The sequence below is a fragment of the Micromonospora sp. TSRI0369 genome (assembly GCF_001905625.1).
Lineage (GTDB): Bacteria > Actinomycetota > Actinomycetes > Mycobacteriales > Micromonosporaceae > Micromonospora > Micromonospora echinospora_A.
Genome location: NZ_LIVU01000001.1, coordinates 574,215 through 597,224 on the forward strand (window position 1 = coordinate 574,215; position 23,010 = coordinate 597,224).

The 23,010-nt window shown below is 71.8% G+C and carries 23 protein-coding genes; 9 read left to right on the forward strand and 14 right to left on the reverse strand.

What is annotated here, in order from left to right:
• The first annotated feature begins 14 nt into the window (after nt 1-14).
• A complete protein-coding gene (locus tag AMK25_RS02825) occupies nt 15-2,477 on the forward strand; it encodes a helicase-associated domain-containing protein (RefSeq protein ID WP_073826078.1) in 2,463 nt (820 codons plus the stop codon).
• A gap of 4 nt (nt 2,478-2,481) precedes the next feature.
• On the opposite strand, the gene AMK25_RS02830 is transcribed toward AMK25_RS02825, so the two are convergent.
• Together AMK25_RS02830 and AMK25_RS02835 are read right to left on the reverse strand one after the other, a co-directional pair.
• Nucleotides 2,482-2,718 carry a hypothetical protein gene (locus AMK25_RS02830; protein WP_030503577.1) on the reverse strand — a complete coding sequence of 79 codons (237 nt, stop codon included), beginning with the start codon at nt 2,716-2,718 and terminating at the stop codon, nt 2,482-2,484.
• 122 nt (nt 2,719-2,840) lie between these two features.
• On the reverse strand, nt 2,841-3,716 hold the full coding sequence (locus AMK25_RS02835; protein ID WP_073826082.1) for a L,D-transpeptidase family protein: 876 nt from the start codon (nt 3,714-3,716) through the stop codon (nt 2,841-2,843).
• Nucleotides 3,717-3,912: 196 nt separating this feature from the next.
• Here AMK25_RS02835 and AMK25_RS02840 point away from each other — a divergent pair, with 196 nt between their 5' ends.
• The gene (locus tag AMK25_RS02840) at nt 3,913-5,592 is read left to right on the forward strand and encodes a DNA repair helicase XPB (RefSeq protein ID WP_073826085.1); all 1,680 of its coding nucleotides are present in this window, start codon (nt 3,913-3,915) and stop codon (nt 5,590-5,592) included.
• Between the two features lie 48 nt (nt 5,593-5,640).
• Here AMK25_RS02840 and AMK25_RS02845 read toward each other — a convergent pair whose 3' ends face one another.
• The 8 genes from AMK25_RS02845 to AMK25_RS02880 form a co-directional block, all read right to left on the reverse strand.
• A complete protein-coding gene (locus AMK25_RS02845) occupies nt 5,641-6,594 on the reverse strand; it encodes a zinc metalloprotease (protein WP_073826089.1) in 954 nt (317 codons plus the stop codon).
• A 141-nt stretch (nt 6,595-6,735) separates the two neighbouring features.
• On the reverse strand, nt 6,736-7,077 hold the full coding sequence (locus AMK25_RS02850; RefSeq protein WP_073827047.1) for a type II toxin-antitoxin system HicB family antitoxin: 342 nt from the start codon (nt 7,075-7,077) through the stop codon (nt 6,736-6,738).
• A complete protein-coding gene (locus AMK25_RS02855) occupies nt 7,077-7,805 on the reverse strand; it encodes a PaeR7I family type II restriction endonuclease (RefSeq protein ID WP_073826093.1) in 729 nt (242 codons plus the stop codon). The genes AMK25_RS02850 and AMK25_RS02855 overlap by 1 nt, the downstream gene beginning before the upstream one ends.
• Entirely contained in the window at nt 7,774-9,501 is a 1,728-nt protein-coding gene (locus AMK25_RS02860; RefSeq protein ID WP_241826221.1) for an Eco57I restriction-modification methylase domain-containing protein, read from the reverse strand. Before AMK25_RS02860 ends, AMK25_RS02855 begins: the two co-directional genes overlap by 32 nt.
• Nucleotides 9,502-9,625: 124 nt before the next feature.
• Nucleotides 9,626-9,925, reverse strand: coding sequence for a hypothetical protein (locus AMK25_RS02865; protein WP_073826100.1), 300 nt, complete (start codon nt 9,923-9,925; stop codon nt 9,626-9,628).
• Entirely contained in the window at nt 9,918-10,775 is an 858-nt protein-coding gene (locus AMK25_RS02870) for a GNAT family N-acetyltransferase (RefSeq protein WP_073827048.1), read from the reverse strand. The genes AMK25_RS02865 and AMK25_RS02870 overlap by 8 nt, the downstream gene beginning before the upstream one ends.
• Nucleotides 10,776-11,215: 440 nt before the next feature.
• Nucleotides 11,216-11,914, reverse strand: a complete 699-nt coding sequence (locus tag AMK25_RS02875) for a TIGR03089 family protein (RefSeq protein WP_073826104.1) — start codon at nt 11,912-11,914, stop codon at nt 11,216-11,218.
• 27 nt (nt 11,915-11,941) lie between these two features.
• Nucleotides 11,942-12,520 (reverse strand): TetR/AcrR family transcriptional regulator, encoded by a 579-nt coding sequence (locus AMK25_RS02880; RefSeq protein ID WP_073826107.1) that lies wholly within the window; start codon nt 12,518-12,520, stop codon nt 11,942-11,944.
• Nucleotides 12,521-12,607: 87 nt separating this feature from the next.
• On the opposite strand from AMK25_RS02880, the gene AMK25_RS02885 reads away from it, so the two are divergent.
• Both AMK25_RS02885 and AMK25_RS02890 read left to right on the forward strand, forming a co-directional pair.
• Nucleotides 12,608-12,988 (forward strand): DUF4267 domain-containing protein, encoded by a 381-nt coding sequence (locus AMK25_RS02885; RefSeq protein WP_073826110.1) that lies wholly within the window; start codon nt 12,608-12,610, stop codon nt 12,986-12,988.
• A gap of 95 nt (nt 12,989-13,083) precedes the next feature.
• Nucleotides 13,084-14,253 carry a hypothetical protein gene (locus AMK25_RS02890; protein WP_073826114.1) on the forward strand — a complete coding sequence of 390 codons (1,170 nt, stop codon included), beginning with the start codon at nt 13,084-13,086 and terminating at the stop codon, nt 14,251-14,253.
• Here the strand turns inward: AMK25_RS02890 and ligD (AMK25_RS02895) are convergent.
• Both ligD (AMK25_RS02895) and ligD (AMK25_RS02900) read right to left on the reverse strand, forming a co-directional pair.
• Nucleotides 14,180-15,094: a non-homologous end-joining DNA ligase gene (ligD, locus tag AMK25_RS02895; RefSeq protein ID WP_073826117.1), complete on the reverse strand. Its 915-nt coding sequence runs from the start codon at nt 15,092-15,094 to the stop codon at nt 14,180-14,182. The two genes, AMK25_RS02890 and ligD (AMK25_RS02895), sit on opposite strands and share 74 nt — an antisense overlap.
• Nucleotides 15,084-16,022 (reverse strand): non-homologous end-joining DNA ligase, encoded by a 939-nt coding sequence (gene ligD, locus AMK25_RS02900; protein WP_073827049.1) that lies wholly within the window; start codon nt 16,020-16,022, stop codon nt 15,084-15,086. Before ligD (AMK25_RS02900) ends, ligD (AMK25_RS02895) begins: the two co-directional genes overlap by 11 nt.
• A gap of 86 nt (nt 16,023-16,108) precedes the next feature.
• Between ligD (AMK25_RS02900) and ku the strand changes: the two genes are divergently transcribed.
• The gene (gene ku, locus AMK25_RS02905) at nt 16,109-17,128 is read left to right on the forward strand and encodes a non-homologous end joining protein Ku (protein WP_073826120.1); all 1,020 of its coding nucleotides are present in this window, start codon (nt 16,109-16,111) and stop codon (nt 17,126-17,128) included.
• Between the two features lie 48 nt (nt 17,129-17,176).
• On the opposite strand, the gene AMK25_RS02910 is transcribed toward ku, so the two are convergent.
• Complete coding sequence (locus AMK25_RS02910) at nt 17,177-17,569, reverse strand: PPOX class F420-dependent oxidoreductase (protein WP_073826123.1); 393 nt, start codon at nt 17,567-17,569, stop codon at nt 17,177-17,179.
• A 63-nt stretch (nt 17,570-17,632) separates the two neighbouring features.
• Here AMK25_RS02910 and AMK25_RS02915 point away from each other — a divergent pair, with 63 nt between their 5' ends.
• The 4 genes from AMK25_RS02915 to AMK25_RS02930 all read left to right on the forward strand — a co-directional run bounded on the left by AMK25_RS02915 (nt 17,633) and on the right by AMK25_RS02930 (nt 21,130).
• A complete protein-coding gene (locus AMK25_RS02915) occupies nt 17,633-18,382 on the forward strand; it encodes an FKBP-type peptidyl-prolyl cis-trans isomerase (protein ID WP_073826126.1) in 750 nt (249 codons plus the stop codon).
• Between the two features lie 139 nt (nt 18,383-18,521).
• Nucleotides 18,522-19,370: an SCO6745 family protein gene (locus AMK25_RS02920; RefSeq protein ID WP_198937440.1), complete on the forward strand. Its 849-nt coding sequence runs from the start codon at nt 18,522-18,524 to the stop codon at nt 19,368-19,370.
• A gap of 31 nt (nt 19,371-19,401) precedes the next feature.
• Nucleotides 19,402-20,052, forward strand: coding sequence for an HAD family hydrolase (locus AMK25_RS02925; protein ID WP_073826133.1), 651 nt, complete (start codon nt 19,402-19,404; stop codon nt 20,050-20,052).
• Nucleotides 20,053-20,116: 64 nt separating this feature from the next.
• Nucleotides 20,117-21,130: an NADPH:quinone reductase gene (locus AMK25_RS02930; RefSeq protein ID WP_073826136.1), complete on the forward strand. Its 1,014-nt coding sequence runs from the start codon at nt 20,117-20,119 to the stop codon at nt 21,128-21,130.
• 180 nt (nt 21,131-21,310) lie between these two features.
• Here AMK25_RS02930 and AMK25_RS02935 read toward each other — a convergent pair whose 3' ends face one another.
• Nucleotides 21,311-22,945 (reverse strand): fatty acid--CoA ligase, encoded by a 1,635-nt coding sequence (locus tag AMK25_RS02935; protein ID WP_198937441.1) that lies wholly within the window; start codon nt 22,943-22,945, stop codon nt 21,311-21,313.
• Nucleotides 22,946-23,010: the final 65 nt, after the last annotated feature.

The window sequence follows — 23,010 nt, forward strand, 5'->3', positions numbered from 1 at the left end:
AGCGTGGTACGACGATGACCACCTCACTCGCCGACCACCTGCGGGCCCTCCCCGACGAGTCCCTCGCCGCGCTGCTCCAGCTGCGGCCGGATCTCGTCGTGCCGGTGCCGGCCGACGTGTCCGCCCTCGCCCTGCGCGCCCAGTCCCGGGTCTCCGTGGCCCGGGCGCTCGACGGGCTGGACCAGTTCACCCTCCAGATCCTCGACGCCGCCCGCCTCACCCGCGGCCCCGAGGGCGCCACCTCCACCGACCAGATCCTCGCCATGGCCACCGCCGGGCCACAGCCCCCCGCACCCACCGCGGTCCGCGCCGCCGTCGACCGGCTCCGGGCCCGGTTCCTGCTGTACGGCCCCGAACACGACCTGTGCGTGGCCGGCGGCATCGACGAGGTGTCCCCGTACCCGGCAGGGCTGGGCCGGCCGGCGGCGGAGCTGGACCCGCGCGTGGCGGCCCTCTGCGCGGACCCGGCGAAGCTGCGGCGGACGCTGCTGTCCGCGCCGCCCTCGGCCCGCGCGGTCCTGGACCGGCTCGCCGCCGGGCCGCCGGTCGGCACTGTCGCACCGGGCGCGCTGGAGGCGCCCGCCACCGGCGCCGAGGACGTGCTCCCGCCGGACCTGGTCAACGGCGGCGCGCCGACCGGCTCCCCGATCCGCTGGCTGGTCGAGCACCGGCTGCTGGTGCGGATGTCCGGCGGCCGCAACGGCACCGTCGAGCTGCCCCGCGAGGTGGGGCTGGTGCTGCGCCGCGACGCCGGTCCGCTCGGACCGCTGCGCACCAGCCCGCCGGTGGTCTCCGGCCCGCCCCGCGAGGTCAAGTCCGCCGACTCGGCCGGGGCCGGGCAGACCATGGAGGTGGTCCGGCACACCGAGGCGCTGCTGGAGGCGCTGATCGTGGAGCCGGCCCCGGTGCTGCGCTCCGGCGGCGTCGGCGTACGCGACCTGCGCCGGCTCGCCCGTGGCCTCGGGCTGGACGAGACGACCACCGCGCTGCTGTTCGAGGTGGCGTACGCGGCCGGGCTGACCGGTGAGCTGGAGCTTTCCGGCGCGGCCACCACGCGCTACGGCGGCGACCAGCAGATCCTGCCCACCGGCGGGTACGAGGTGTGGCGCGCGGCGTCGCTGGCCCAGCGCTGGGAGCAGCTCGCCCGCGCCTGGATGTCGATGCCCCGCCAGGCCGGCCTGATCGGGCAGCGCGACGACCGGGACCGGCCCATCTCGGTGCTCTCCGCCGAGGCGGAACGAGCCGGTGCGCCGGCCGCCCGGCGCGCGGTGCTCGCCGTGCTCGCCGACCTGCCGGCCGGCACCGCGCCCACCCCCGACGAGGTGCTGGAACTGCTGGACTGGCGCGCGCCCCGGCGGGCCCGTGGGCGGGAGGCGGCGCACCGGGAGGTGCTGGCCGAGGCGGCCGCGCTGGGCGTGACCGGGCTCGGCGCGCTCACCACGTACGGGCGGCTGCTGCTCGCCGAGCTGACCGACGCCGACGAACGCGGTGACGACCCGCTCGGGCTGCGCTCCGACGCCGAGTCGGGCGACCCGTCGACCACCGTCCGCGCGCTGGACGGGCTGCTGCCCGCCCCGGTCGACCACGTGCTGGTGCAGGCCGACCTGACAGTGGTGGTGCCCGGCCCGCCCGACCCGGCGCTCGCCGCCGAGCTGGAGGTGGTGGCCGAGCACGAGTCGGCGGGCGGGGCGAGCGTGCACCGGGTCACCACGGGGAGCATCCGGCGGGCGCTGGACGCCGGCTACACCGCCGAGGACCTGCACGCGTTGTTCCGCCGCCGGTCGCGTACCCCGGTGCCGCAGGGCCTGACCTACCTGGTCGACGATGTGGCCCGCAAGCACGGCGGGCTGCGCGTCGGCTCGGCCGGCGGGTACGTGCGCAGCGACGACGAGGCGCTGCTCAGCGAGGTGCAGGCCGACCGGCGCCTGGAGCCGCTGGCGTTCCGCCGGCTCGCACCCAGCGTGCTTGTCACGCCGTACCAGGTCAACCGGATGCTCACCGCGTTGCGCGACGCCGGCTACGCCCCGGTGCCCGAGGACGCCAGCGGAGCGACTGTGCTGGCCCGGCCGAAGACCCGGCGGGCGCCCGCCCGTACCGGGATCGGCCGCGCGGTGGACCCGCTCGCCACGCCGAAGCTGCCGATGCCCCGCCTGCTCGGCGTGGTGGAGCAGATCCGCCGGGGCGACGCGGCGGCCCGGGCGGCGCGGCGGGCCCCGGCGGTGGTCCGGGGCGGCGCGGCGGCGGGCGGTCCCGCCCCGGTGCCCGGTCACGGTGACGCGCTGGCGGTGCTCCAGCAGGCGGTACGGGACAAGGCGCTGGTCTGGGTCGGCTACGTCGACGCGCACGGGGCGACCGCGTCCCGGCTGGTCCGGCCGGTGTCGATCGGCGCCGGCTACCTGCGCGCCGAGGACGACCGGACGGAGATGCTGCACACGTTCGCGCTGCACCGGATCACCGCGGCGGTGCTGGAGGAGTGAGGCGTCACTCCCCGTTGCGGCGCAGCGTGCCCACTACCGACACGGCCAGCAGCAACGCGAACGCCGCGCCGGCCGACTCGCCGACCGAGTCGACGAAGCCCTGCTGCTGCACCAGCAGCCCGAACAGGAACCAGCCGAACACCCCGACGGCGGCGGCCGCGTAGCCGAACAGGACCGCGGTGGGCACCTCCTGCTGCTGCGTCCGCTCCTCGTCGGGAAGCACGTCCTGGTCAACGGTCATGGCAGTCCCTCCCCGTCCCGGCATGGACCCGGCTTCCAGAGTGGCACCTGCGGGACCGGGCGGACAGGGGTTAAAACCCTGATCCGGGCCGTCCGGTCACGGGTAGGGACGGTCGGGGCGGCTCAGGTGCCGGGACGGCGGCCGATCACCACCACGCGGGTGCCGACCGAACCCAGCTCCCAGAGGCGTACCGCGTCGCGGTGCAGCAGGTTGACGCAGCCGTGCGAGCCGATCGCGCCGTTGTGCAGGTACGTGGTGGTCTCGTGGAAGCCGATCCCGCCGTTGAACTGCTGCCAGTACGGCAGCCACACCTCGTACGGGTTGGACCACTCGCGCGGGTTCTTCCTGCCCACCGAGTACGTGCCGGCCGGGGTGGCGTAGCCGGACATGCCGGTGCGGGTGACTGTCGGGCCCATCACCACGGTGCCGCCGCGCATCGCCCAGACCGTCTGCCGGGTCAGGTCGACGCAGAACGTGAGCCGGGAACCGGCCTTGCACCGCGCGGTGTCGGTGGCGGCCAGCCGCTTCGCCACGTCGTACGTGGTGGGGCCGGCGCGACCCGAGGACGGGCTGATGCCGTACCGGATCTGGAACTTCTTGATCGCCGCGCAGTCGGCGGCGGACTGCTCGCCGTCCACGGTCAGCGTCCCGAAGCCGCCCAGCCGCGTCAGGTACGTCTCCACGGCCCGCTGGTGCTCCCCCTGCGGGCACCCGGCGGACGCGCTCGGCCTCGGCTTGGGCTTCGTCGTCTTCGTCGCCTCCGGCGATCGGGAGGGTTGCGGCGAGGCCGTCCGGCTCGGCTGCGCCGACGGGGACGTGACCGGCTGCTCCGGCGTGGGCGACGCGCTCGCCCCCGATGCTCCCTCCGTCAGCCCGACCGGGCCGGGGGTGCTCCCCCCGGCGCCGTCCGCCTGCGGATCGAGCGCGCAGGCGCCGACACCGACCAGCACGACCACCGCCAGGGCGGTGACCCGGGCGAGAAACCGGACACGCTGCATGGGCCCTCCCTGGACAGTTGTCCCGCTTGCTAGACGTGTGGGACGAGTATGACGTTGCCTGTCCAGCCGGACTTTTTTGCGGAGCCCTCCGGCGTGCAACACTGGTTGGTCGGCCTCCGGCAGGTCAGCCGGGGTGCGGCGGGGTGCGGCGGAGTTCCGGGCAGCGGGGTTCCGGGCGATGCGAGAGGACGCTGGCGTGAGCGGTGGACCACTGATCGTGCAGTCGGACAAGACGCTGCTGCTGGAGATCGATCACCCCGACGCGCAGGCGTGCCGGATGGCGATCGCGCCCTTCGCCGAGCTGGAACGCTCCCCCGAGCACGTGCACACGTACCGGCTCACGCCGCTGGGCCTGTGGAACGCCCGGGCCGCCGGCCACGACGCCGAAGGCGTGGTCGACTCGCTGATCAAGTACTCCCGCTACCCGGTGCCGCACGGGCTGCTCGTCGACGTGGCCGAGACGATGGACCGGTACGGCCGGCTCCAGCTCGCCAACGACCCGGTGCACGGCCTGGTGCTGCGCGCGCTGGACCGGGTGGTGCTGATCGAGGTCGCCAAGAGCAAGAAGCTCGCCGGCATGCTCGGCGCGAAGCTGGACGACGACACCATCGCGGTGCACCCGTCCGAGCGGGGGCGGCTCAAGCAGGCGCTGCTCAAGCTGGGCTGGCCGGCCGAGGACCTGGCCGGGTACGTGGACGGCGAGGCGCACCAGATCGAGCTGGCCGAGTCCGGCAAGGACGGCGGCAAGCCGTGGACGCTGCGGTCGTACCAGCGGGAAGCCGTCGAGGCGTTCTGGGCCGGCGGCTCCGGCGTGGTGGTGCTGCCCTGCGGCGCCGGCAAGACGCTCGTCGGTGCGGCGGCCATGGCCGAGGCGAAGGCGACCACGCTGATCCTGGTCACCAACACCGTGGCCGGACGGCAGTGGAAGCGGGAGCTGATCGCCCGCACGTCGCTGACCGAGGAGGAGATCGGCGAGTACTCGGGCGAGCGCAAGGAAATCCGCCCGGTCACCATCGCCACGTACCAGGTGCTCACCTCGCGGCGCGGCGGCGCGTTCACCCACCTGGACCTGTTCGGCGCCCGCGACTGGGGCCTTGTCGTCTACGACGAGGTGCACCTGCTGCCCGCGCCGATCTTCCGCTTCACGGCGGACCTCCAGGCCCGCCGCCGGCTCGGCCTCACCGCGACTCTGGTACGCGAGGACGGCCGCGAGGGCGACGTGTTCAGCCTGATCGGCCCGAAGCGGTACGACGCGCCGTGGAAGGACATCGAGCAGCAGGGCTGGATCGCCCCGGCGGAGTGCACCGAGGTACGGGTGACGCTCACCGACGCCGAACGACTCGCGTACGCGACGGCGGAAGCCGAGGAGCGCTACCGGATGGCGGCCACAGCCCGCACGAAGCTTCCTGTGGTGCGGGCCCTGGTGGACCGGCACCCGTCCGAGCAGGTCCTCGTCATCGGCGGGTTCCTCGACCAGCTGCACCAGCTCGGCGAATACCTCGACGCGCCGATCGTGCAGGGCTCCACCACCAACAAGGAACGCGAGCGGCTGTTCGACGCGTTCCGTTCCGGCTCGTTGCGGACGCTGGTGCTCTCGAAGGTCGGCAACTTCTCCATCGACCTGCCCGAGGCGGCTGTCGCGATCCAGGTGTCCGGCACGTTCGGCTCGCGGCAGGAGGAGGCGCAGCGGCTCGGCCGGGTGCTGCGCCCGAAGGCCGACGGGCGGCAGGCCCACTTCTACACCGTGGTCTCCCGGGACACCATCGACACCGAGTACGCCGCGCACCGGCAGCGGTTCCTGGCCGAGCAGGGGTACGCGTACACCATCGTGGACGCCGACGACGTGCTCGGGCCGAAGCTGCCGACGGTCGACTGACCGGCGGGCCGGGCGGGCCGCTGTGGTGCGGTCCGCCCGGTCTCGCGGTCAGCCCTTGCCGCTGGCGCGGAACGCGACCCAGGCGTCGCTCATCCGGTCGGCCTGGCCCGGGGTGAACATGTTCATGCAAGAGTCCTGCGTGTAGTCCATGAAGTTGTGGATCGGGTCGAGCCCCGGCGCGGTGCAGGTGTCCGCGCCGATCGGGCAGTTGAACTGCGGCGCCGCCTCACGCGGCGTGTCCGCCACGAAGTCGCCGGACGCGGAACAGCCGTGCGCGAACGTGTGCTCCAGCATCAGCCAGTGCCCGACCTCGTGCGTGAGCGTGTCGCCGAGCGCGTACTTGCCGGCAGTGCCGCCCGGCATCGACTCGTCCAGCATCACCACGCCGTCGATGTAGTCGCGGCCGTTGTTGTAGCCCTTCGGGAAGTACGCCCAGCCGAGCAGCCCGCCACCGATGTTAGCCGCATACACGTTCAGGGTGCGGGAGTCGCCGGTGTAGAGCGCCTTCTTCATGTCCCGCTCGTTCTTGCCCGGCACCACCGTGTACCAGGTGCTGTTGACGGTCCACGTGGTGTCGACCAGCGAGAAGCGGAACGGCGTGTCCGAGGCGTCGGCCGCGGTACGACCCGCGAACGAGTCGTTGAGCACCGTCATCTGCGCCGAGATGAGCGTGTTCCAGCGGGCCTTCTCGGCCGCGCTCAACTCGTGGTCGGAGATCATGTGGAAGATCGTCGGCACGGTGACGCTGCCGTTGGCGAGGCGCGGCGAGTCCTTGATGACGCCGTACGCCTTGGCCTCGTTCGTCGAGTAAAGCTCGGGCTCCTTGGCGGTGGCGCCCTCGCGTACCCGGGCGGCGCTGTGGCTGTCCGCGCCCGGCTCGCACTCGGCGACCATCGGGGAGGCGGCCACGGGTGCGGGCGTGGCGGAGGCCCCTCCGGCGGTCAGGAAAGTGGCGGCGGCAGCGACGAGCACTGCCAGATGGATCGTCGGTTTCCTGTGCATCGTTGCACCTTTCGGAAGGCATGAAAGGAGTACCGACGCGGGGTTGTCAAAGCTGCGGATCGATGACGTCGTCGTTCCCGACATAAGACCACGTCAATGGGCATCGGCAACAGTCCCCGGCAGGGACCGCTCCGGGACGGTTCAGGCGGCGCTCAGCTTCCTTAGCAAGTACTGGTTCAGGCTCATGCCTTCCTCGGCGGCGTGGATGGCCAACTCTCGGTGCAGGCTCTCGCCGACCCGCAGGTTGAACTTGCCCGAGTACCTGCGCTCGGACAGCGGCTCCGGGATCTGCTCGCCCTGTTCGGCCATGTCGGCGATCACCTCACGCAGCATCTCCTGAAGCCCCTGGAGCGCCTCGATCTGGGTGGTGGCGAGCCACGATAGAGACGGGAACTCGGCGCAGGTGGCGACGAACTCCTGGTCTTCGAGAGACCAGGTGACGCGGTACGTGTAGTGCGAGATCTCGGGACGGGACTCGGACATCACATGGCCTCACAGCTCCGCCCCGGTCGGAGGACGTTGACCTCCTCGGTGCGAGCCATGATGGCACCGACGAAGGCGGCGAATCCAACCTCCGGGTCGGGTTGCCGGACAGGGGCGTCGACCTCGCGGGAGGAGGTCACCAGGCAGGTAGCGTCGTAAAGGCCGGCACTGCACAACCGCTTACAGAGAATTGCGTAGCGATCAACGTACGATGTTCCCGTGAAGGTGGGGTCGACCGGGAAAGTGCCGCTCCGTGGCGTGCCCGGACGCGTCGATGCTGGCGCCTCCTCCACCAACAGGACGTACCCGAGCCATGGCCTGATCCGGCCGAGCAGGCCATGATCATAGGCTCGCCGCAGGTCGACCGCGCTACCGATTGCCTCCTCGTTCCTGTTGTTGAAGTTGTTTCCGAATGATGGACCGACGTGAGATTTAAGTTCGACAGCGGCAACAAGCTCGCCCTCGTGGAGTACGACTAAGTCCCACTTCTTCGCAGGCCGAAAGTAGCCGGGCAACTCCAACCCCGAGCGACGACGTACGGCGTCGTCCGGAAAGCCCGCGTCACGAAAGACTTGGGCGAGCAACTCTGTCATTGCATCGAGGTGACCGCCACCCGTCACTGCGCCGCGCCCGCCGGTGTCGGTCTTGCCGCCGATGAGCTTCTTGGCAGCCTGCGACTCGCGTACCAACCAGGAGCTACGAACCGCCTCTTCCAGTCGTCGGTCCACTGACCAGGTCCTCCATCGCCTCGATGCCGTATACACGCAGGGCAACCTCCGTCGCCGCTCGCGAGTCCCGCGCATCGAACGCGGCCGCTAGAGCAGACCGATCCCTGGCAGAGATGCTTTCGGGCCTCGGGACACGGATTCGGCGCAGATACTGGGCCTGAAATCGAAGAGTGCCGCCACGCATCCTAACGGCATACGCCTCCACAAAGGCCTGTGCGACACCCGACAACAACAGTCCACCTAGGACCCGGAGGTCCCAAACGTCGGAAACAACGTAATACAAGTTGTGATGCGGGTAGTAGCCGCCCTTGTCTAAGACGGGGTGGATTGATGTCTTCATGTCCGGAAAGAGGAGTTTCGGTCGATCAATCAGCGATGGATCGACCTTGTCAATTGTCCGGTACCACTGCACTGGCCGCCGCCCTGCAACGTGTCGACGCTTGAGAGCCGCTGCGTGTCGTTCGTAGTACGCACGCAGTCGCGGCGACCTGGCCAGATCGACGAGTCCGCCTTCCTCGTCCCAGGGATTGACCAGGTAGTGACCTGACCACGAGAACGTTCCCGATGCGGTGTCCTTGACCATCGACAACGGCAGCAGTCGTCGTGGCTCAACATCCGCATGCGTCGTTACGAAGACTTTGTCGGCACCGGTCGCCACGCCAATCCCAACCCGCGTGCCAGTACGGCAATCCTCCAGCAACGGCAGCCTGTCGTTTAGACTCTCGATCAGTGCCAGGCGAGAAGGCGAACCAGTTGGCCAAGGCTCCCCCCCGGTGAACCAATGGGGCAAGCGGGCAGCCTCGAAGCTTCCGTTCGACGCCACTTTAGATGCCGCGGCACGAAGTGACTCGACCAACTCCGGCGCGTCCTGCGGTCCGAAGCTACGCCGGGTATCCACCACCATGGTGGCGTTCTGTTCGGCGCGACGCAACACGGTGATGGCCGGATACGCCGACACCTGTTCTTCGAACGCATCGACGTCGTGCATGCTGATGGTGATGTCGATGCTGTAGCCGGCGGTAACAAGCTCTCGCAAATGACGCCCGTATTGGTTACGCATCCATCGATCGGCACATATGAAAGCGAGAACTCCACCGGGCCGAAGCGATTTCAACCCACGTTCGTAGAAACCGACGTAGAGATCAGACCGGCCGGTCATCGTCCGGCAAGCAGCGCGATAGGCGAGCATCCGATCCGCAGGTACGTCTTCCAGACGGACATACGGCGGGTTACCCACAACAAAGTCCACATCTGTCGGCAAGTGCTCATCGAGCAGGAAATCACCCTGCCGCACCCAGGCCCTAGCCAAATCGTTCGCCTCAGGAAGCGGCCAACCCTCATCGGTCAACACGTTCCGCACTAATCGTCTACTGGCCGCCACGCTTGGAGCAAGCAGGTCGAAGGCTCTCAGCGCAGGCTTGGCATCAAGAATCGGCCGATCGTGCTTGCGGCACGAGGCGCTGATGCGGCTTGCCATGGCCGCCAGAAAGGCACCACCGCCACACGCAGGCTCGACGGCTACCAGCCCAGCCAGATCACGATCGGCGGTGTAGCCGGCAAGGTCAAGAATGAGGTCGACGATCCAGCGACGCGTGAAGATTTCGCCGTGCTCGACCGAGTTCGCCGGGGCGGCAGACGGCACCGACGTCATCCCACCTGGCAAGAGCTGCCGCCCTGCTACTGCCACCGCCTTCACCCGACGAGCATAGGACAGGCTAGTCGCCACGCTTCACGGCAGCACGCCGCGCACACTTGTCTGGCACCGCGCACTCCCCATACCGCAGCCCGCATGCTGGCTAAGTGCCGAATCGAAGCGACGGTCAGTGCTCGGACGACATCATGACGTCGGCGATGGCACGTGCCACGCACTCGTAGTCGCGTACCAGCGGCCCGACCAGCGCACGGTCCGGCTCGAACGCGGCGACCAGTCCGCGTACCACGTCCTGGACGCGCTGGTCCGGGCTGAGGCGCCGCCCCCGGTGCCGGCGCCCGACGCTGCGCCAGCGGCGCAGGCCGACGTCGGCGAGCCGGTCCTGGTGCTCAGGCGCGGGCACCGGGCAGCCGTTCTCCCACAGGTCGGCCAGGGCCCGCACGATGGCCGCCCGGGTTGCGTCAGTCATGGAGGTAGCGGGCGCGGCGGCCGAAGTCGCGGAAGCCGAGCCGCCGGTACAGCCCGGCCGCCGGGTTGTCGTCGTTGACGCAGAGCCACGCGCCGTCCGTGCCCGCGTCGGCGAGGCCCCGCAGCACGCGCGCCACCAGGTACGCGCCGACCCGTCGCCCGCGCCAGCCCGGCACGACGCCGACCTGGTCGATCCAGTTGTCGAGCACCGTGACGAAGCCAGCCGCCTCACCGTCCGGACCGCGCGCGAGCAGCGTCAACTCCGGACGGAAGTCCTCGTCGTCGCGCAGGTCGCCCAGCCACTCGTCGGCCTCCGGCTCCACGAATCCGGGCCGGTCGGCGAACGACGCGCGGTAGGTGGCGAACAGCTCCGGCCCCAGCGCGGCAGGCTCCACTGTGACGCCGTCCGGCACGGCGACCTCGGGCAGCGCGTCGAGGTCGTGCCGCAGCACCCACTCCAGGAACGTCCGCGTGTAGCCGCGCTGGGCGAACAACTCCTCCGCGCCCGCGTTCCACGTCTCCGTGGTGACCAGCAGCCCACCGTCGCCGGAGTGCTTCTCCGCCCAGTCGAGCAGCGCGCCGCCGAGCCCGCGCCCTCGCCACGCCGGGTGCACCAGTCCGGTGGCGGTGGCGGGCGTCCGCCCGGCGCCGACCCCGACGGCCGCGACCAGGTCGTCGCCGGACCACGCGCCGTGGGTACGCGTCTGCACCAGCCGTGCCCGCACCAACGGGGTACGCCCGAACAAAGGCAACCCGCCGTCAATGGCGAGGCACGCCTGCGCCAGGCCGGTCAACGCGGCCAGGTCGTCCTCGCCGAACTCCCGCCACACAAGCGCACCCGTCCCGCCCACGCCCACTCCCGCCGTCACGCCGGGCCCGACCGCCACCGCCGGGCACACCGAGGCAGTAGGCCCCACCCCGTCCCCCGAGGTCAACCAGATTCCCCGCCCATCCGCCCTCGGCCAGCCCGCGCCGATCTTGGAGTTGTGGTGCCTCAGATGTCGGCTTCGCGGCTTACGCGAGGTGCCACAACTCCAAGATCGGCGCGGGGCATGCGAACAGCGCGGACGAGCCCTACCTCTGCCGCCTCGAGCGCCGCCCGCAACACGAGGCGGGCGTTTCACTCAGCAGGACTCACGGAGATCTTGGAAGAAAAGTGCCCCCATGAGGGCCATTTGGCTCCAAGATCTCTCGCAGATCGACGGGAAACGCCTCGCCACGCCGTTGATCTTGCCGTTGCTGCCCCGGCAAAGGCCACAAATCCGGCACCGAAGGGGCCGCAACTGCAAGATCAGCGAGGCTGGGGGGCAGAGCTGGCGTGGATCAGGACCGTGGCTCGGGCGGACAGGGGGGCGAGCAGCCACTTCAAGGGCTGCTCGTCCTCGGTCGGGTCGATCACCAGGCGGTCGCCGGGGTGCAGATCGAGCTGGGTGGCGATCTCGGCGGCCAGGCGCCGCCACGCGCCGAAGCTGGTGCCGTCCGCCGTGGCCGGACCGGACGGGTCGACGGCTGTGTAGTCCGGCGGGTCGGTGGGGTGCCGCAGCACCTCGGCCGACCAGCCCAGCCAGCCCGGCGGCACCTCGGCCAGCGGGCCCGGCCCGGTGCCCACCAGGTAGCGGTGTGTCCCCTCGGGTACGTCCTCCAGCCAGTCGTCGAGGCGTTCCGGGGTCACGAACACCGCGTCGTACGGCCGGTCCGCTCCGGGTTCCAGCACCGGCAGACCGGCCAGCGCGCGGGGACGGAACGAGACGGACAGGCCCACCGACCAGGCGCCGAGCAGCACCGCCGCGGTACGCCAGTGCGGCGGCAGCAGCACCGCCACGCGGTCGCCGGGGCGCAGCCCGCAGCCGTCGCGCAGCAGCCCGGCGCTGCGGGCCGTCCACTCGCCCAGTTGCGGCCCGGTCAGCTCGGTGCGCTCGCCGGTGGCGTCATCGAGGTAGGTCAGCAGCGGCTCGTCGGTCGCGACGGCGGCGGGTGCGCGGGTGGCCATCGGATGTGCTCCTCCCTGGCGGTCAGCTCACCCTAGCCGGGTGAACCGGTCGACCAGGAGGGCCAACCGCCGCTCGTGTTCCGCCCGCCGAAGACGGCCGTCGCGCATCAGCGTGACCTGGCCGTGCAGCCCGCTCCAGAACGTCTCGGTGAACGTCTCCAGGTCGTCGTCACCGGCGAACGGGCGCAGCGCCTCGGCCAGTTCGGCGAAGGCCCGGACCAGTTCGACCGGCGTGTCCTGGCTGGCGAAGGAGAGGGCGACGGGAAGTGTGAAGATCGCGTCGTAGAGCGCGGGCCGGCGTTCGGCGAACGCGGCGTACGCCGTGGCGATGCCGGCCACCGCGGCCCGCGGGTCGGTCGCGGCGGCCCGGGCGGCGGCGAGTTCGACTGCCAGTTCGGCGCAGCCCTCCACGGCGACTGCCGCCATGATGGCGTCCTTGCCCTTGAAGTGGCTGTAGAGGACGGGCTGGCTGTACTCGATCTCGGCGGCCAGGCGGCGGGTGGTGACCGCGTCCCAGCCCTCCGACTCGGCCAGGTCGCGGGCGGCGGTGATGATCGCCCGTTCGCGTTCCGCCCGCTCCCGCTCCCGACGGGCCCGAATCGACATGCCGGCACTCTAGCACCGCTAGCCAATCTATCGATGCTCTGCTAGCTTCGCTCTCATCCCTAGCAGCGCTAGAAAACGGGAGCCGAATTGCTCACCCCCATCGCCTACGGGCTCGCCACCGTCCTCAGCCTGTTCATCGTCCTGATCGGCGCGCGCTTTCTGCTGGCTCCCCGAGCCGCCGCCGCCGGCTACGGCGTCCCGGCCACGGAGGGCACCGGAGATCCCGCGTACCTCACCGTCAAAGGGCTACGTGACCTCACCTACGGCCTGGTCGGCCTCGCCCTGATCGCCTTCACCAGCGCCGACGCCGACGCCGTAGCCTGGTTCATGCTTGTCGTCGCGCTGGCGCCGCTGGGCGACACAGTCATCGTGCTGCGGCACGGCGGCTCCCGGGCGACCGCCTTCGGCATCCACTTCGCCACCGCCGTGGTCGTCCTCGTCAGCGCCGCCCTGCTGTTCGCGATCTAGCCGGGCCCGCCGGTCCGCGACCGTCGACTTTGGTCGCGGGCCCGGTCGCCCGACGGCCGTATCGAAGGGCCGGATGGCTGCGGGACGGTGCGGTCATGACGACCGAACCCCCGCGCCGGCGGCTGGTGCCGGCGATCGCGTTGCTGCTGCTCGCCCCGTGGACCGCCGAGTGCTCCTGGGGCGGCTTCACCCTCACCGGCATGCCGTTCGTCGTGCTGGTGCTCGCCCCGATGTACGGCGGGGCCGCGCTGCTGATCCGCGAGACGGCCCGGCGGCTCGGGCTCGGCTGGCCGGGGATCGCGCTGCTCGCCGCCGCGTTCGGCGTGGTCCAGGCCGGCCTGGTCGACCAGTCGCTGTTCAACCCCGGGTTCCTGGACGACACCGAGTTCGCCGACACCCGGGCCGCGGCCGAGGCCAGCCTGGTGCCCGGCCTCGGGTTCAGCGCGCGGCAGGCGGTCGACTACGTCGGCAACCACGTGGTGCTGACCATCTGCGCGCCGATCGCGCTCGTCGAGTCGTACCTCGGTGCGGGCCGCCGGACGCGGCCCTGGCTGGGCCGACCGGGGCTGGCCGTGGCGGCGCTGCTCTGGCTCGGCGGCAGCCTGCTGGTGTTCGCCGACGACGGTGGCCGCAAGAACTTCCTGGCCTCACCGGCCCAGTTGGCATTCGCCACCGGCGTGGCGCTGGCCCTGATCACCGCCGCCCTGCTCCGCCGCCAGCACGCCGGGCCATCACCCATTGCGACAACGCCCGCGCCGACGCCCACCGCGCCAACGCCCGGGCCGACGTCCGCCGGACCAACGCCCGTCGTGCGAACGCCCGCGCCGACGCCCGCCGGAACAACGCTCGCCGGCCGACCGCACGCCGAAGCCGGCCCGCCCCGGCCGGTCTGCCCCGCGCTGGTCGTGGTGGTGGCGTACCTGGGGTCCACGATCGCCCCGGGCTGGCCGGGAGTCACGCTCGCCCTCGCGCTCGCCGCTGTCGCCGCCGTCCTGCTGACGCGCTGGTCCCGGCGGCCCGGCTGGGAGCAGCCACACGTGCTCGCCACCGGCTCGGCCGGTCTGGTCGTCGCGGCCGCGCTCGCGTACACCGTGCCGACCTATGCCCCGGCGAGCCCGGCGGCGGCGCTGGTGGGTGACGTGGCGATCAGCGTGATCGTGCTGCTGCTGGTCGGCGGCGCGTGGTGGCGGGTCAGCCGGTCGGCAGCTCGGGACCGCCGTCGAGCAGCGGCGCCAGCAGGTCGCCCTGCTTCTCCACCCGCTTGAGCACCTCCCCGGCCGTGTACGGCCGCGCCGACGGCCGCTTCCCGGCCGCCCCGGCGTCCACCTCGTCCCAGGTCAGCGGCGTCGACACGGCCGGCACCGGCTGGGCCCGCAGCGAGTACGGCGCCACAGTCGTCTTCGCCGCGTTGTTCTGACTCCAGTCGATGAAGACCTTGCCGGGACGCAGGTTCTTCGCCATCTTCGACACGACCAGCTTCGGGTGTGCCTTCTCCAGTTCCTGCGCGATCCGCTTGGCGTAGTCGGAGACGAGTTCGGCGTCCTGTGTACCGGCGATCGGGCAGCAGAGCTGCATGCCCTTCTTCCCCGACGTCTTCGGGAACGAGGAAATCCCGTCGGAAGCCAGCCGGTCGCGCATCAGCACCGCCACCTGGCAGCACTGCTTGAGCGCCGCCGGGGCGCCCGGGTCCAGGTCGACCACCATCATGTCCGGGTGCGCGCCGACCTTCCACTGCGGAGTGTGCAGCTCCAGCGCGGCCAGGTTGGCCAGCCACACGAGCGTGGGCAGCTCGTCGCAGACCACGTAGTCGATGGTCTCCCGCCCCTTGCTCGACCCGGGGGCGGGCAGGTTCTCGGTGCGTACCCAGCCGGGGGTCGCGGCGGGCGCGTTCTTCTCGAAGAACGAGCCGCCGTCGACGCCGTTGGGGAACCGGATCCGGGTCAGCGCACGGTCACGCAGGTGCGGCAGCAGGACGGGGGCGATCCGGGTGTAGTAGTCGATGACCTCGCCCTTGGTGAAGCCGGCCTGCGGGAACAGCACCTTGTCCAGGTTGGACAGCTCCAGCGAGCGCCCCTCGACCTCGACCTTGAGCCGGTCAGCCGGCATCGTCGACCTCCTCGGGCGGCTTGTCCGGGCGCAGGCGCAGGATGCGCGGGAAGCGCAGCCGGCCGTCCGGCGTGCGCTGGCCGTACTTGACCTCCACCACGATCTGGGGACTTACCCAGATCGCGCCGCGGGCATCCTCGCGCGGCACCCCGGCGGCGAACGGCGACGCGGTGGCCCGCAGCGGCTCCAGCTCGCGCAGCAGTTCCCGTTCGATCGCCGCGCCGATCCCGCCGCCGACCCGCCCCCGGTAGATCAGCCGCCCGTCCGGGCCGGGCACGCCCACGAGCAGGCCGCCGATGCGGCGCGCGCCGGGCCGCCAGCCGCCGACCACGAAGTCGCCGGTGACCTCCAACTTGACCTTCACCCAGTCCGGGGAGCGCACGCCGGGCCGGTAGAGCGAGTCGACCCGCTTGGCCATCACCCCCTCCAGCCCGTGCTCACCGGCCGCCGCGTAGGTGGCCGGGCCGTCGCCGAAGACCGGCGGCACCGCCCACCGGGCCGCGCCGAGCCCGAGCGACTCCAGCGCCGCCCGCCGCTCCCGCCACGGCCGGGCGGTCAGGTCCTCGCCGTCGAGCCGCAACAGGTCGAAGATCATGTACGTGACGGGAACGGTCGCCGCCAGCCGCGCCGCCTTGGCCGGGTTGCGGACGTGCATCCGCTCGGCGAGCGCGGTGAACGAGGGCTGCCCGTCGGTGAAGAGCACCACCTCGCCGTCGAGCAGCGCGTCGCCGACCTGCTCGGCCAGGTTGAGCAGTTCCGGATACGCGGTGGTGATCTCGACGCCGGAGCGGGCGTAGAAGTGCCGGTCGCCGCGCGAGATGTCGGCGAGCGCGCGGACCCCGTCCCACTTGAACTCGTACGCCCAGGCGGCGCCGGCCGGGAGCTGCCCGGTCGTCGCGAGCATCGGCTTCAACGGCGCGCCGGGCACGTTCCGACTGTAGTTGGGTGCCGAAGCGCGTGCGTCCCGTTCGATCATTTGCGATTCTGGTTGTCAACCGGGGAGAGGAGCGCGGAATGCGGGCGATCTGGAAAGGAGCGGTGTCGTTCGGCCTGGTGTCGATCGGGGTGAAGGTCTACTCGGCCACCGAGGAGAAGGACATCCGTTTCCACCAGGTGCACCGTGAGGACGGCGGCCGGATCCGCTACAAGCGCACCTGCTCGGTCTGCGGCGAGGAGGTCACCTACGACGACATCGCCAAGGGGTACGACATCGGCGGCGGCGAGATGGTCATCCTCACCGACGAGGACTTCGCCGACCTGCCGTTGAGCACCTCGCACGCAATCGACGTGCTGGAGTTCGTACCGGCCGAGCAGGTCGATCCGATCCTCTACAACAAGGCGTACTTCCTGGAGCCGGAGGGCTCGGCCACCAAGCCGTACGTGCTGCTGCGCGACGCGCTGTCGGACTCGGAGCGGGTGGCGATCGTCAAGGTGGCGCTGCGCCAGCGCGAGCAGCTGGCCACCCTGCGGGTCCGCGAGGGCGTGCTGCTGCTCAACACCATGCTGTGGCCGGACGAGATCCGCCGGCCCGACTTCGGGTTCCTGGACGAGGACCTGAAGGTACGCCCGCCCGAGCTGGCGATGGCCAGTTCGCTGATCGACTCGATGGCCGGCGAGTTCGAGCCGGACGCCTTCACCGACGACTACCGGGCGGCGTTGCAGGAGGTCATCGACGCGAAGGTCGAGGGCCGCGAAGTGGTGCAGCCGGAGGAGGAAGAGGCCGCACCGGCCGCCGCGGTGGACCTGATGGCCGCGCTGAAGGCGTCCGTGGAGCGGGCCCGGGCGGCCCGGGGCGAGGCGCCGTCCCGCGGCGGGGCCGAGCCCACGCCGATCTCGTCGGCCCGCTCGGCGAAGAAGGCCGCGAAGAAGGCGCCGGCCAGGAAGACGGCCGAGAAGAAGGCGGAGCCGGCGAAGAAGACCGCCGCCAAGAAGACGCCCGCGAAGAAGACGGCGGAGAAGAAGGCCGAACCGGCGAAGAAGACCGCCGCCAAGAAGACGCCGGCGAAGAAGACGGCCGCGAAGAAGAGCGCCTGACGCGTACGGCCGGGGCCCCGCCCTCGGTGGAGAGCGGGGCCGGACCGCTCAGCCTCGGCCGAGCTTCTCGGTCGGGGTGACCCGGACGATGACGCGCTCCTCGCCGGGGCGCCGCCACGGGTACGTGTCCTGGCCGAGGTACTTCTTCGCCATCCGGTCGATGTGCTCGTCGGCGCCCTCGGTGACGAACTCGACGGTGCCCTTGATCCAGAGCGTGCGGAAGTCGTCGGCCTTGTCCGCCACCGAGACCGCGACCACCGGGTTGCGCGACATGTTCAGGTACTTCTGCCGCCCCTTGGCCGTGTTGAACACGATGTGCTCACCGTCGGTGTCCACCCAGACCGGGGTGACGTGCGGGGTGCCGTCGGACTCGACGGTGGCCACGTGCGCGAGCTGCGGCTCGGCGAGCAGGGCCACGTCTTCTTCGCTGAGGATCGCCATGGCCGAAACGTACCCTGTGCGGCGCCCCCGTATCGGTGTCTGTGTCCTGATCGGTGCGGGCGTATGGGCACGCTGGGGGTCCGGGCGGGTACCGTGTGCGCTGGCCTCGGCGGCGGCCCGCCGGGGGCGCACCCACCCACCCTGCAGGGAGTCGACGTGAGCGAGCGTGTGGAGAACCGGTCGGCGGGCCAGGCCCCGGCCACCAAGGCACAGCGGCGGCTGGCCGCCCAGTTGGCCGAGAAGAAGGCAGCCGAGGCGCGTCGCCGCCGGCAGTCGATGCTCGGCGCGGCGGTCGGCGTGCTCGCCGTGGTGGCCCTGGTCGGCGGCCTGGTCTGGCTGAACAGCGGGGACGACGACAAGGCGGCCACCGCCGGCTCCTCGGCCAGTCCCACCGCCCCGGCCGAGCCCAGCGCGCCCGCTCAGGAGCTGCCCGCCGGCATCGACCCGGCGCTGAAGACCAAGCCGGCCGTGCAGGCCGGCACCGGCGAGCTGACCAAGCTCACCGTCACCACACTGGTGAAGGGCACCGGACCGGCCGTGAAGGCGGGCCAGAACATCACCACGAACTACGTGGGCGTGTTCTACAAGGACGGCAAGCAGTTCGACGCATCCTGGGACAACGGCCAGCCGGCCACCTTCCAGATCGGCGTGGGCCAGGTCATCAAGGGCTGGGACCAGGGCCTGGTCGGCGTGCCGGTGGGCAGCCGGGTGCAGCTGGACCTGCCGGCCGATCTGGCGTACGGCAACGACGCCGCGGGCGGCCGCCCGGCCGGGCCGCTGCGCTTCGTCGTCGACGTGCTGGCTGCGCAGTAGCTCACTCCGGGCTTCCGCCCGGTCACCCTGCGGCAGTAGGTTCATGGTCACCGCGGGCGGCACGCCCGTCCGCGGTGATCTGCTCACCGACGCGGAGGTGCACGTGGCGGCGCTGGACGGGGCCGGGGCGACCCGGCAGATGTGGACGCTGTACGAGCCGGTCCACGCGGTGACCTACTTCCACCCGCGGGCCCGCGCCGCGTTCGAGGCGGTCGGGTTGCGCGGCTACTGGCGCGGCTACTTCGCCGGGCGGGCCGCGCCACTGGGCGCTGTCGACGCGCCCGCCGTGACTGCTGCGTTCTTCAGCTTCGCGCCGGCCATGGTGACCCGCGCGCTGCCGTCGGTGTGGCGCCTGGCCAGCCCGGAGGAGGCGCTGCGGGCCCGGCTCACCGGCGGTGTGCAGGCGCTCGCCGAGTTCACCTACGAGCTGCCCGAGTCGCACCTGGTCGAGGCCGCCGACCTGCTGGAGGAGGCGGCCGGGCGGGTGGACGTCGCCGGCCGGGTGCTCGGCGCGGTCAACGCCGCGCTGCCCCGGGGCGAGTACCCGCTGGCCCGGCTCTGGCAGGCCGCCACCACGCTGCGCGAGCACCGCGGCGACGGCCACGTGGCGGCGCTGGTGACGACCGGGCTGGAACCGGCCGAGGTGGTGGCCTGGCGGTGCCGGGTCGACCAGTCCCGCGAGTTCCACCAGCCGGCCCGAGGATGGACCGACGAGCAGTGGGCCGCCGCCGAGCAGGGCCTGGTGGACAAGGGCTGGCTGACCGCCGACCGGAACCCGACCCCGTACGCCACCGAGACGTTCCGCGCGGTCGAGGAGGCCACCGACCGGGCCGCGTCGGGCCCGTGGCGGGCGCTGGGCGCGGAGCGTACCGCCCGGCTGCGGGAGCTGCTGGAACCGATCGCGACGCGCTGCCGCACGATCATCCCGGCCAAGGCGCCGATCGGCCTGCCGGCGCAGCGGTCGGCCGGAGTCGCGCTGCCACGGTGAGCCGGGCCGCCGGCTGGGGCAGGATGGCGGCATGGTGGACGCGGTGCTTTTCGACCTGGACGGCGTGATCGTGGACTCCGAGCCGGTCTGGGAGGAGGTCCGGCGCGCGTACGTGGCCGAGCACGGCGGCACCTGGCAACCGGACACGCAGCGTCGGCTGATGGGCATGAGCACCGGCGAGTGGGCCGCCTACCTCAGCGGTGAGCTGGGCGTCGACAGGTCGGCCGAGCAGGTCGCCACCGAGGTGGTGACCGAGATGGCCCGGCGGTACGCGCAGCGCGTACCCGTGATCGACGGGGCGGAGGAGGTCGTGCGCCGGATGGCCGCGCGGTGGCCGCTGGGGTTGGCCAGTTCCTCCCCGACCCGCCTGATCGCGGCGGCGCTGGACGCGACGGGCCTGGCCGGGTCGTTCGGGGCGACGCTGTCGACGGAGGAGACCGCCCGGGGCAAGCCGGCGCCGGACGTCTGGCTCGCAGTGGCCGGGCGGCTCGGTGTCGACCCGGCCCGCTGCGTGGCGGTGGAGGACTCGTCGAACGGGGTCCGGTCGGCGGCTGCCGCCGGGTGCCGGGTGGTGGCGGTGCCGCACGGGTCGTACCCGCTCGATCCGGACGCCGAGGCGCTTGCGGCCGCGCTGCTCCCCTCGATCGACGCGCTCACCCCCGCTGTGGTCGAGGGGTGTTAACAAGGGGCCCTTCCTCTACCTGAGGCGTTAACAGGGGGCCCTTCCTTGAATGATCGGAGGGCGGATGAAGGCGATCGTGTACGAGCGCACCGGGGACGCCTCGGTGCTCCAGGTGGTCGAGCGGCCCGTGCCGGAGCCCGGCCCCGGCGAGGTGCTGGTGCGGATGGCCGTGTCGGGGGTGAATCCGACCGACTGGAAGGCCCGGCAGGCGTGGCCCCTCCCGGCCGGCTGGCAGATCCCGCACCAGGACGGCGCCGGGGTGGTCGAGGCGGTCGGTGAGGGCGTGGACCGGACGCTGATCGGCGAGCGGGTCTGGGTGTGGGAGGCGGCGTGGCAGCGGCCGTGGGGCACCGCCGCGGAGTACACGCTGGTTCCGGTCCGGCACGCGGTGCCGCTCGGTCCGGCGTCGTTCGACCTGGGGGCGGCGCTCGGCATCCCGTTCATGACCGCGCACCGCTGCCTGACCGCCGGTGAGTACATGCCGGACAAGCTGCACGCGGGCGCGCTGAGCGACCACGTGGTGCTGGTGCAGGGCGGCGCGGGCGCGGTGGGCAACGCGGCGATCCAGCTCGCGAGCTGGGCCGACGCGTGCGTCATCGCGACTGTGAGCAGCCCGGAGAAGGCACAGCTCGCGGCGGCGGCCGGGGCGGACTTCGTGATCAACTATCGCGAGCAGGACGTGGTCGAGGAGGTCCGCAAGGTCGCGCCCGACGGGGTGCACACGATCGTCGAGGTCTCCGCCGCCCGCAACGCCGCCGCGGACGTGCGGATGCTGCGCACCGGCGGGGCGGTCTGCGTGTACGCCGACGACGGCGGCGACGAGGTCACGTTGCCGATCCGGCCGCTGATGGGTCCGAACGCGCGCTGGCAGTTCGTGCTGATCTACACCGCGCCGAAGGTCGCCAAGGCGCAGGCGGTCACGGACATCGCGGCGGCGGTGGCGCAGGGCGCGATCCGCGTCGGTGAGGACGCCGGGCTGCCGCTGCACCGGTATCCGCTGGCGGACGCCGCCGCCGCGCAGCAGGCGGTGCAGGACAGCGTGGTGGGCAAGGTGCTGGTCACCACCGCGGACGAGTAGGCGACCGGATTTCCCCGACAGCCGGACAGACGCGAACAAGTTTCGCAACAATGACGGTGCGGGTCAGCCCGTAACGGACGGGCGGCCCCGGCGCGGTGCGAACGCCGGGGCCGCCCTCTGGGAGGAATGCCCGTTGGAAACGTGTTCCTGCCCGTGTAGGCGACGGTACGCCCCGAAACGTTACGACGCGGTCAGTTCCCGCACGTCGAGCCCGCCGTCGGCGTACCGCGAGCGCACCACCTTCTTGTCGAACTTGCCGACGCTCGTCTTCGGCACGGCGTCGATGAACGCCCAGCGTTCCGGCAACTGCCAGCGGGCCACCGAGCCGGCCAGGAAGTCCCGCAGCTCCTCGGCGGTCACCGAGGCGCCCTCGCGAACCACGACGGTGGCCAGCGGGCGCTCGTCCCAGCGCTCGTCCGGCACGCCCACCACGCACGCCTCCAGCACCGCCGGGTGCGCCATCAGAGCGTTCTCCAGCTCGACCGAGGAGATCCACTCCCCGCCCGACTTGATCACGTCCTTGGCGCGGTCGGTGAGCGTGATGTAGCCGTCCGGCGAGAGCGTGCCGACGTCACCGGTGCGCAGCCAGCCGTCCCGGAACTTCTCCTCCTCCGGCACGTCGTCGCCGATGTACCGGGCGGTCACCCACGGCCCGCGCACCTCCAGCTCGCCCACCGACGTCCCGTCGGCGGGCAGCGGCTCACCGGCCGGGCCGACGATCCGCGCGGTCACGCCCGCCGGAACGCGGCCCTGCGTGTAGCGGTAGCGCCAGGCGTCGTCGCCGGTCGCACCGGCCGGCGCCCGGGACACCGAGCCCAGCGGCGACATCTCGGTCATGCCCCAGGCGTGGATGACGTCGATGCCGTAGCGGTCGTGGAACGCGTGCATCAGCGCCGGCGGGCACGCCGACCCGCCCACGATGACCTCCTTCAGCGAGGAGAGGTCCACCTCGTGCGCGTCCAGGTAGGCCAGCAGGTCGGTCCAGATGGTCGGCACCGCGCCGGCCAGCGTGGGGCGCTCGGCGGCGATCATCGCGGCGATCGGCTCGGCCTGGAGGAACCGGTCGGGCATGATCAGCGAGGCGCCGGAGAGGAAGGCCGCGTACGGCAGGCCCCAGGACATCGCGTGGAACATCGGGACGATGGCCAGCTCGCGGTCGTTCGGGCCGAGGCCGAAGCCCTCCGGCATGCAGACCTGGAGCGAGTGCAGGTAGATCGAGCGGTGCGAGTAGGCGACGCCCTTGGGGTGGCCGGTGGTGCCCGAGGTGTAGCAGAGCGCGGCCGCGTCGCGTTCGTCCACCTCCGGCCAGTCGTAGTGCTCCGGGCGGTCGGCCAGCAGCGCGTCCCAGTGGTGCACGGTGATCCGGTCACCGGCCGCGGCCAGCAGCGGGGCCGGGTCGCCGCCGCCGACCACCACCACGTGCGCCACGGTGGTCATCTCGCCGATCACCCGGGCGAGCAGCGGGATGAGCGTGGTGTCGACGAGCACCACGCGGTCCTCGGCGTGGTTGGCGATGTAGGCGACCTGGTCGGGGAAGAGCCGGATGTTGAGCGTGTGCAGCACCGCCCCCATGCTCGGCACGGCGAAGTAGGCCACCAGGTGCTCGTTGTTGTTCCACATGAACGTCGCCACCCGCTCGTCGCCGGTCACGCCGCACTCCGCGCGCAGCGCGTGGGCCAGCCGGGCGGCCCAGCGGCCGACCTCCGCGTACGTCATCCGGCGGGGCTCGGCGCCGGTCCAGGTGACCACCTCGGCCGTGCCGTGCACGGTGGCGCCGTGTTCGAGGATCCGGGCGACCTGAAGGGGGGCGTCCATCATCGTGCTACGCATGGGTAACAAAGTAGTGGCGGCGGTCACATCTACGGAACCCCCCGGAACCG

Coding starts and splice junctions, on each gene's coding strand:
- AMK25_RS02825 (WP_073826078.1), top strand. CDS start 15: ATGACCACCTCACTCGCCGACCACCTGCGGGCCCTCCCCGACGAGTCC.
- AMK25_RS02830 (WP_030503577.1), bottom strand. CDS start 2,718: ATGACCGTTGACCAGGACGTGCTTCCCGACGAGGAGCGGACGCAGCAG.
- AMK25_RS02835 (WP_073826082.1), bottom strand. CDS start 3,716: ATGCAGCGTGTCCGGTTTCTCGCCCGGGTCACCGCCCTGGCGGTGGTC.
- AMK25_RS02845 (WP_073826089.1), bottom strand. CDS start 6,594: ATGCACAGGAAACCGACGATCCATCTGGCAGTGCTCGTCGCTGCCGCC.
- AMK25_RS02850 (WP_073827047.1), bottom strand. CDS start 7,077: ATGTCCGAGTCCCGTCCCGAGATCTCGCACTACACGTACCGCGTCACC.
- AMK25_RS02865 (WP_073826100.1), bottom strand. CDS start 9,925: ATGACTGACGCAACCCGGGCGGCCATCGTGCGGGCCCTGGCCGACCTG.
- AMK25_RS02875 (WP_073826104.1), bottom strand. CDS start 11,914: ATGGCCACCCGCGCACCCGCCGCCGTCGCGACCGACGAGCCGCTGCTG.
- AMK25_RS02880 (WP_073826107.1), bottom strand. CDS start 12,520: ATGTCGATTCGGGCCCGTCGGGAGCGGGAGCGGGCGGAACGCGAACGG.
- AMK25_RS02890 (WP_073826114.1), top strand. CDS start 13,084: ATGACGACCGAACCCCCGCGCCGGCGGCTGGTGCCGGCGATCGCGTTG.
- ligD (WP_073826117.1), bottom strand. CDS start 15,094: ATGCCGGCTGACCGGCTCAAGGTCGAGGTCGAGGGGCGCTCGCTGGAG.
- ku (WP_073826120.1), top strand. CDS start 16,109: ATGCGGGCGATCTGGAAAGGAGCGGTGTCGTTCGGCCTGGTGTCGATC.
- AMK25_RS02910 (WP_073826123.1), bottom strand. CDS start 17,569: ATGGCGATCCTCAGCGAAGAAGACGTGGCCCTGCTCGCCGAGCCGCAG.
- AMK25_RS02915 (WP_073826126.1), top strand. CDS start 17,633: ATGGGCACGCTGGGGGTCCGGGCGGGTACCGTGTGCGCTGGCCTCGGC.
- AMK25_RS02920 (WP_198937440.1), top strand. CDS start 18,522: ATGTGGACGCTGTACGAGCCGGTCCACGCGGTGACCTACTTCCACCCG.
- AMK25_RS02925 (WP_073826133.1), top strand. CDS start 19,402: ATGGTGGACGCGGTGCTTTTCGACCTGGACGGCGTGATCGTGGACTCC.
- AMK25_RS02930 (WP_073826136.1), top strand. CDS start 20,117: ATGAAGGCGATCGTGTACGAGCGCACCGGGGACGCCTCGGTGCTCCAG.
- AMK25_RS02935 (WP_198937441.1), bottom strand. CDS start 22,945: ATGGACGCCCCCCTTCAGGTCGCCCGGATCCTCGAACACGGCGCCACC.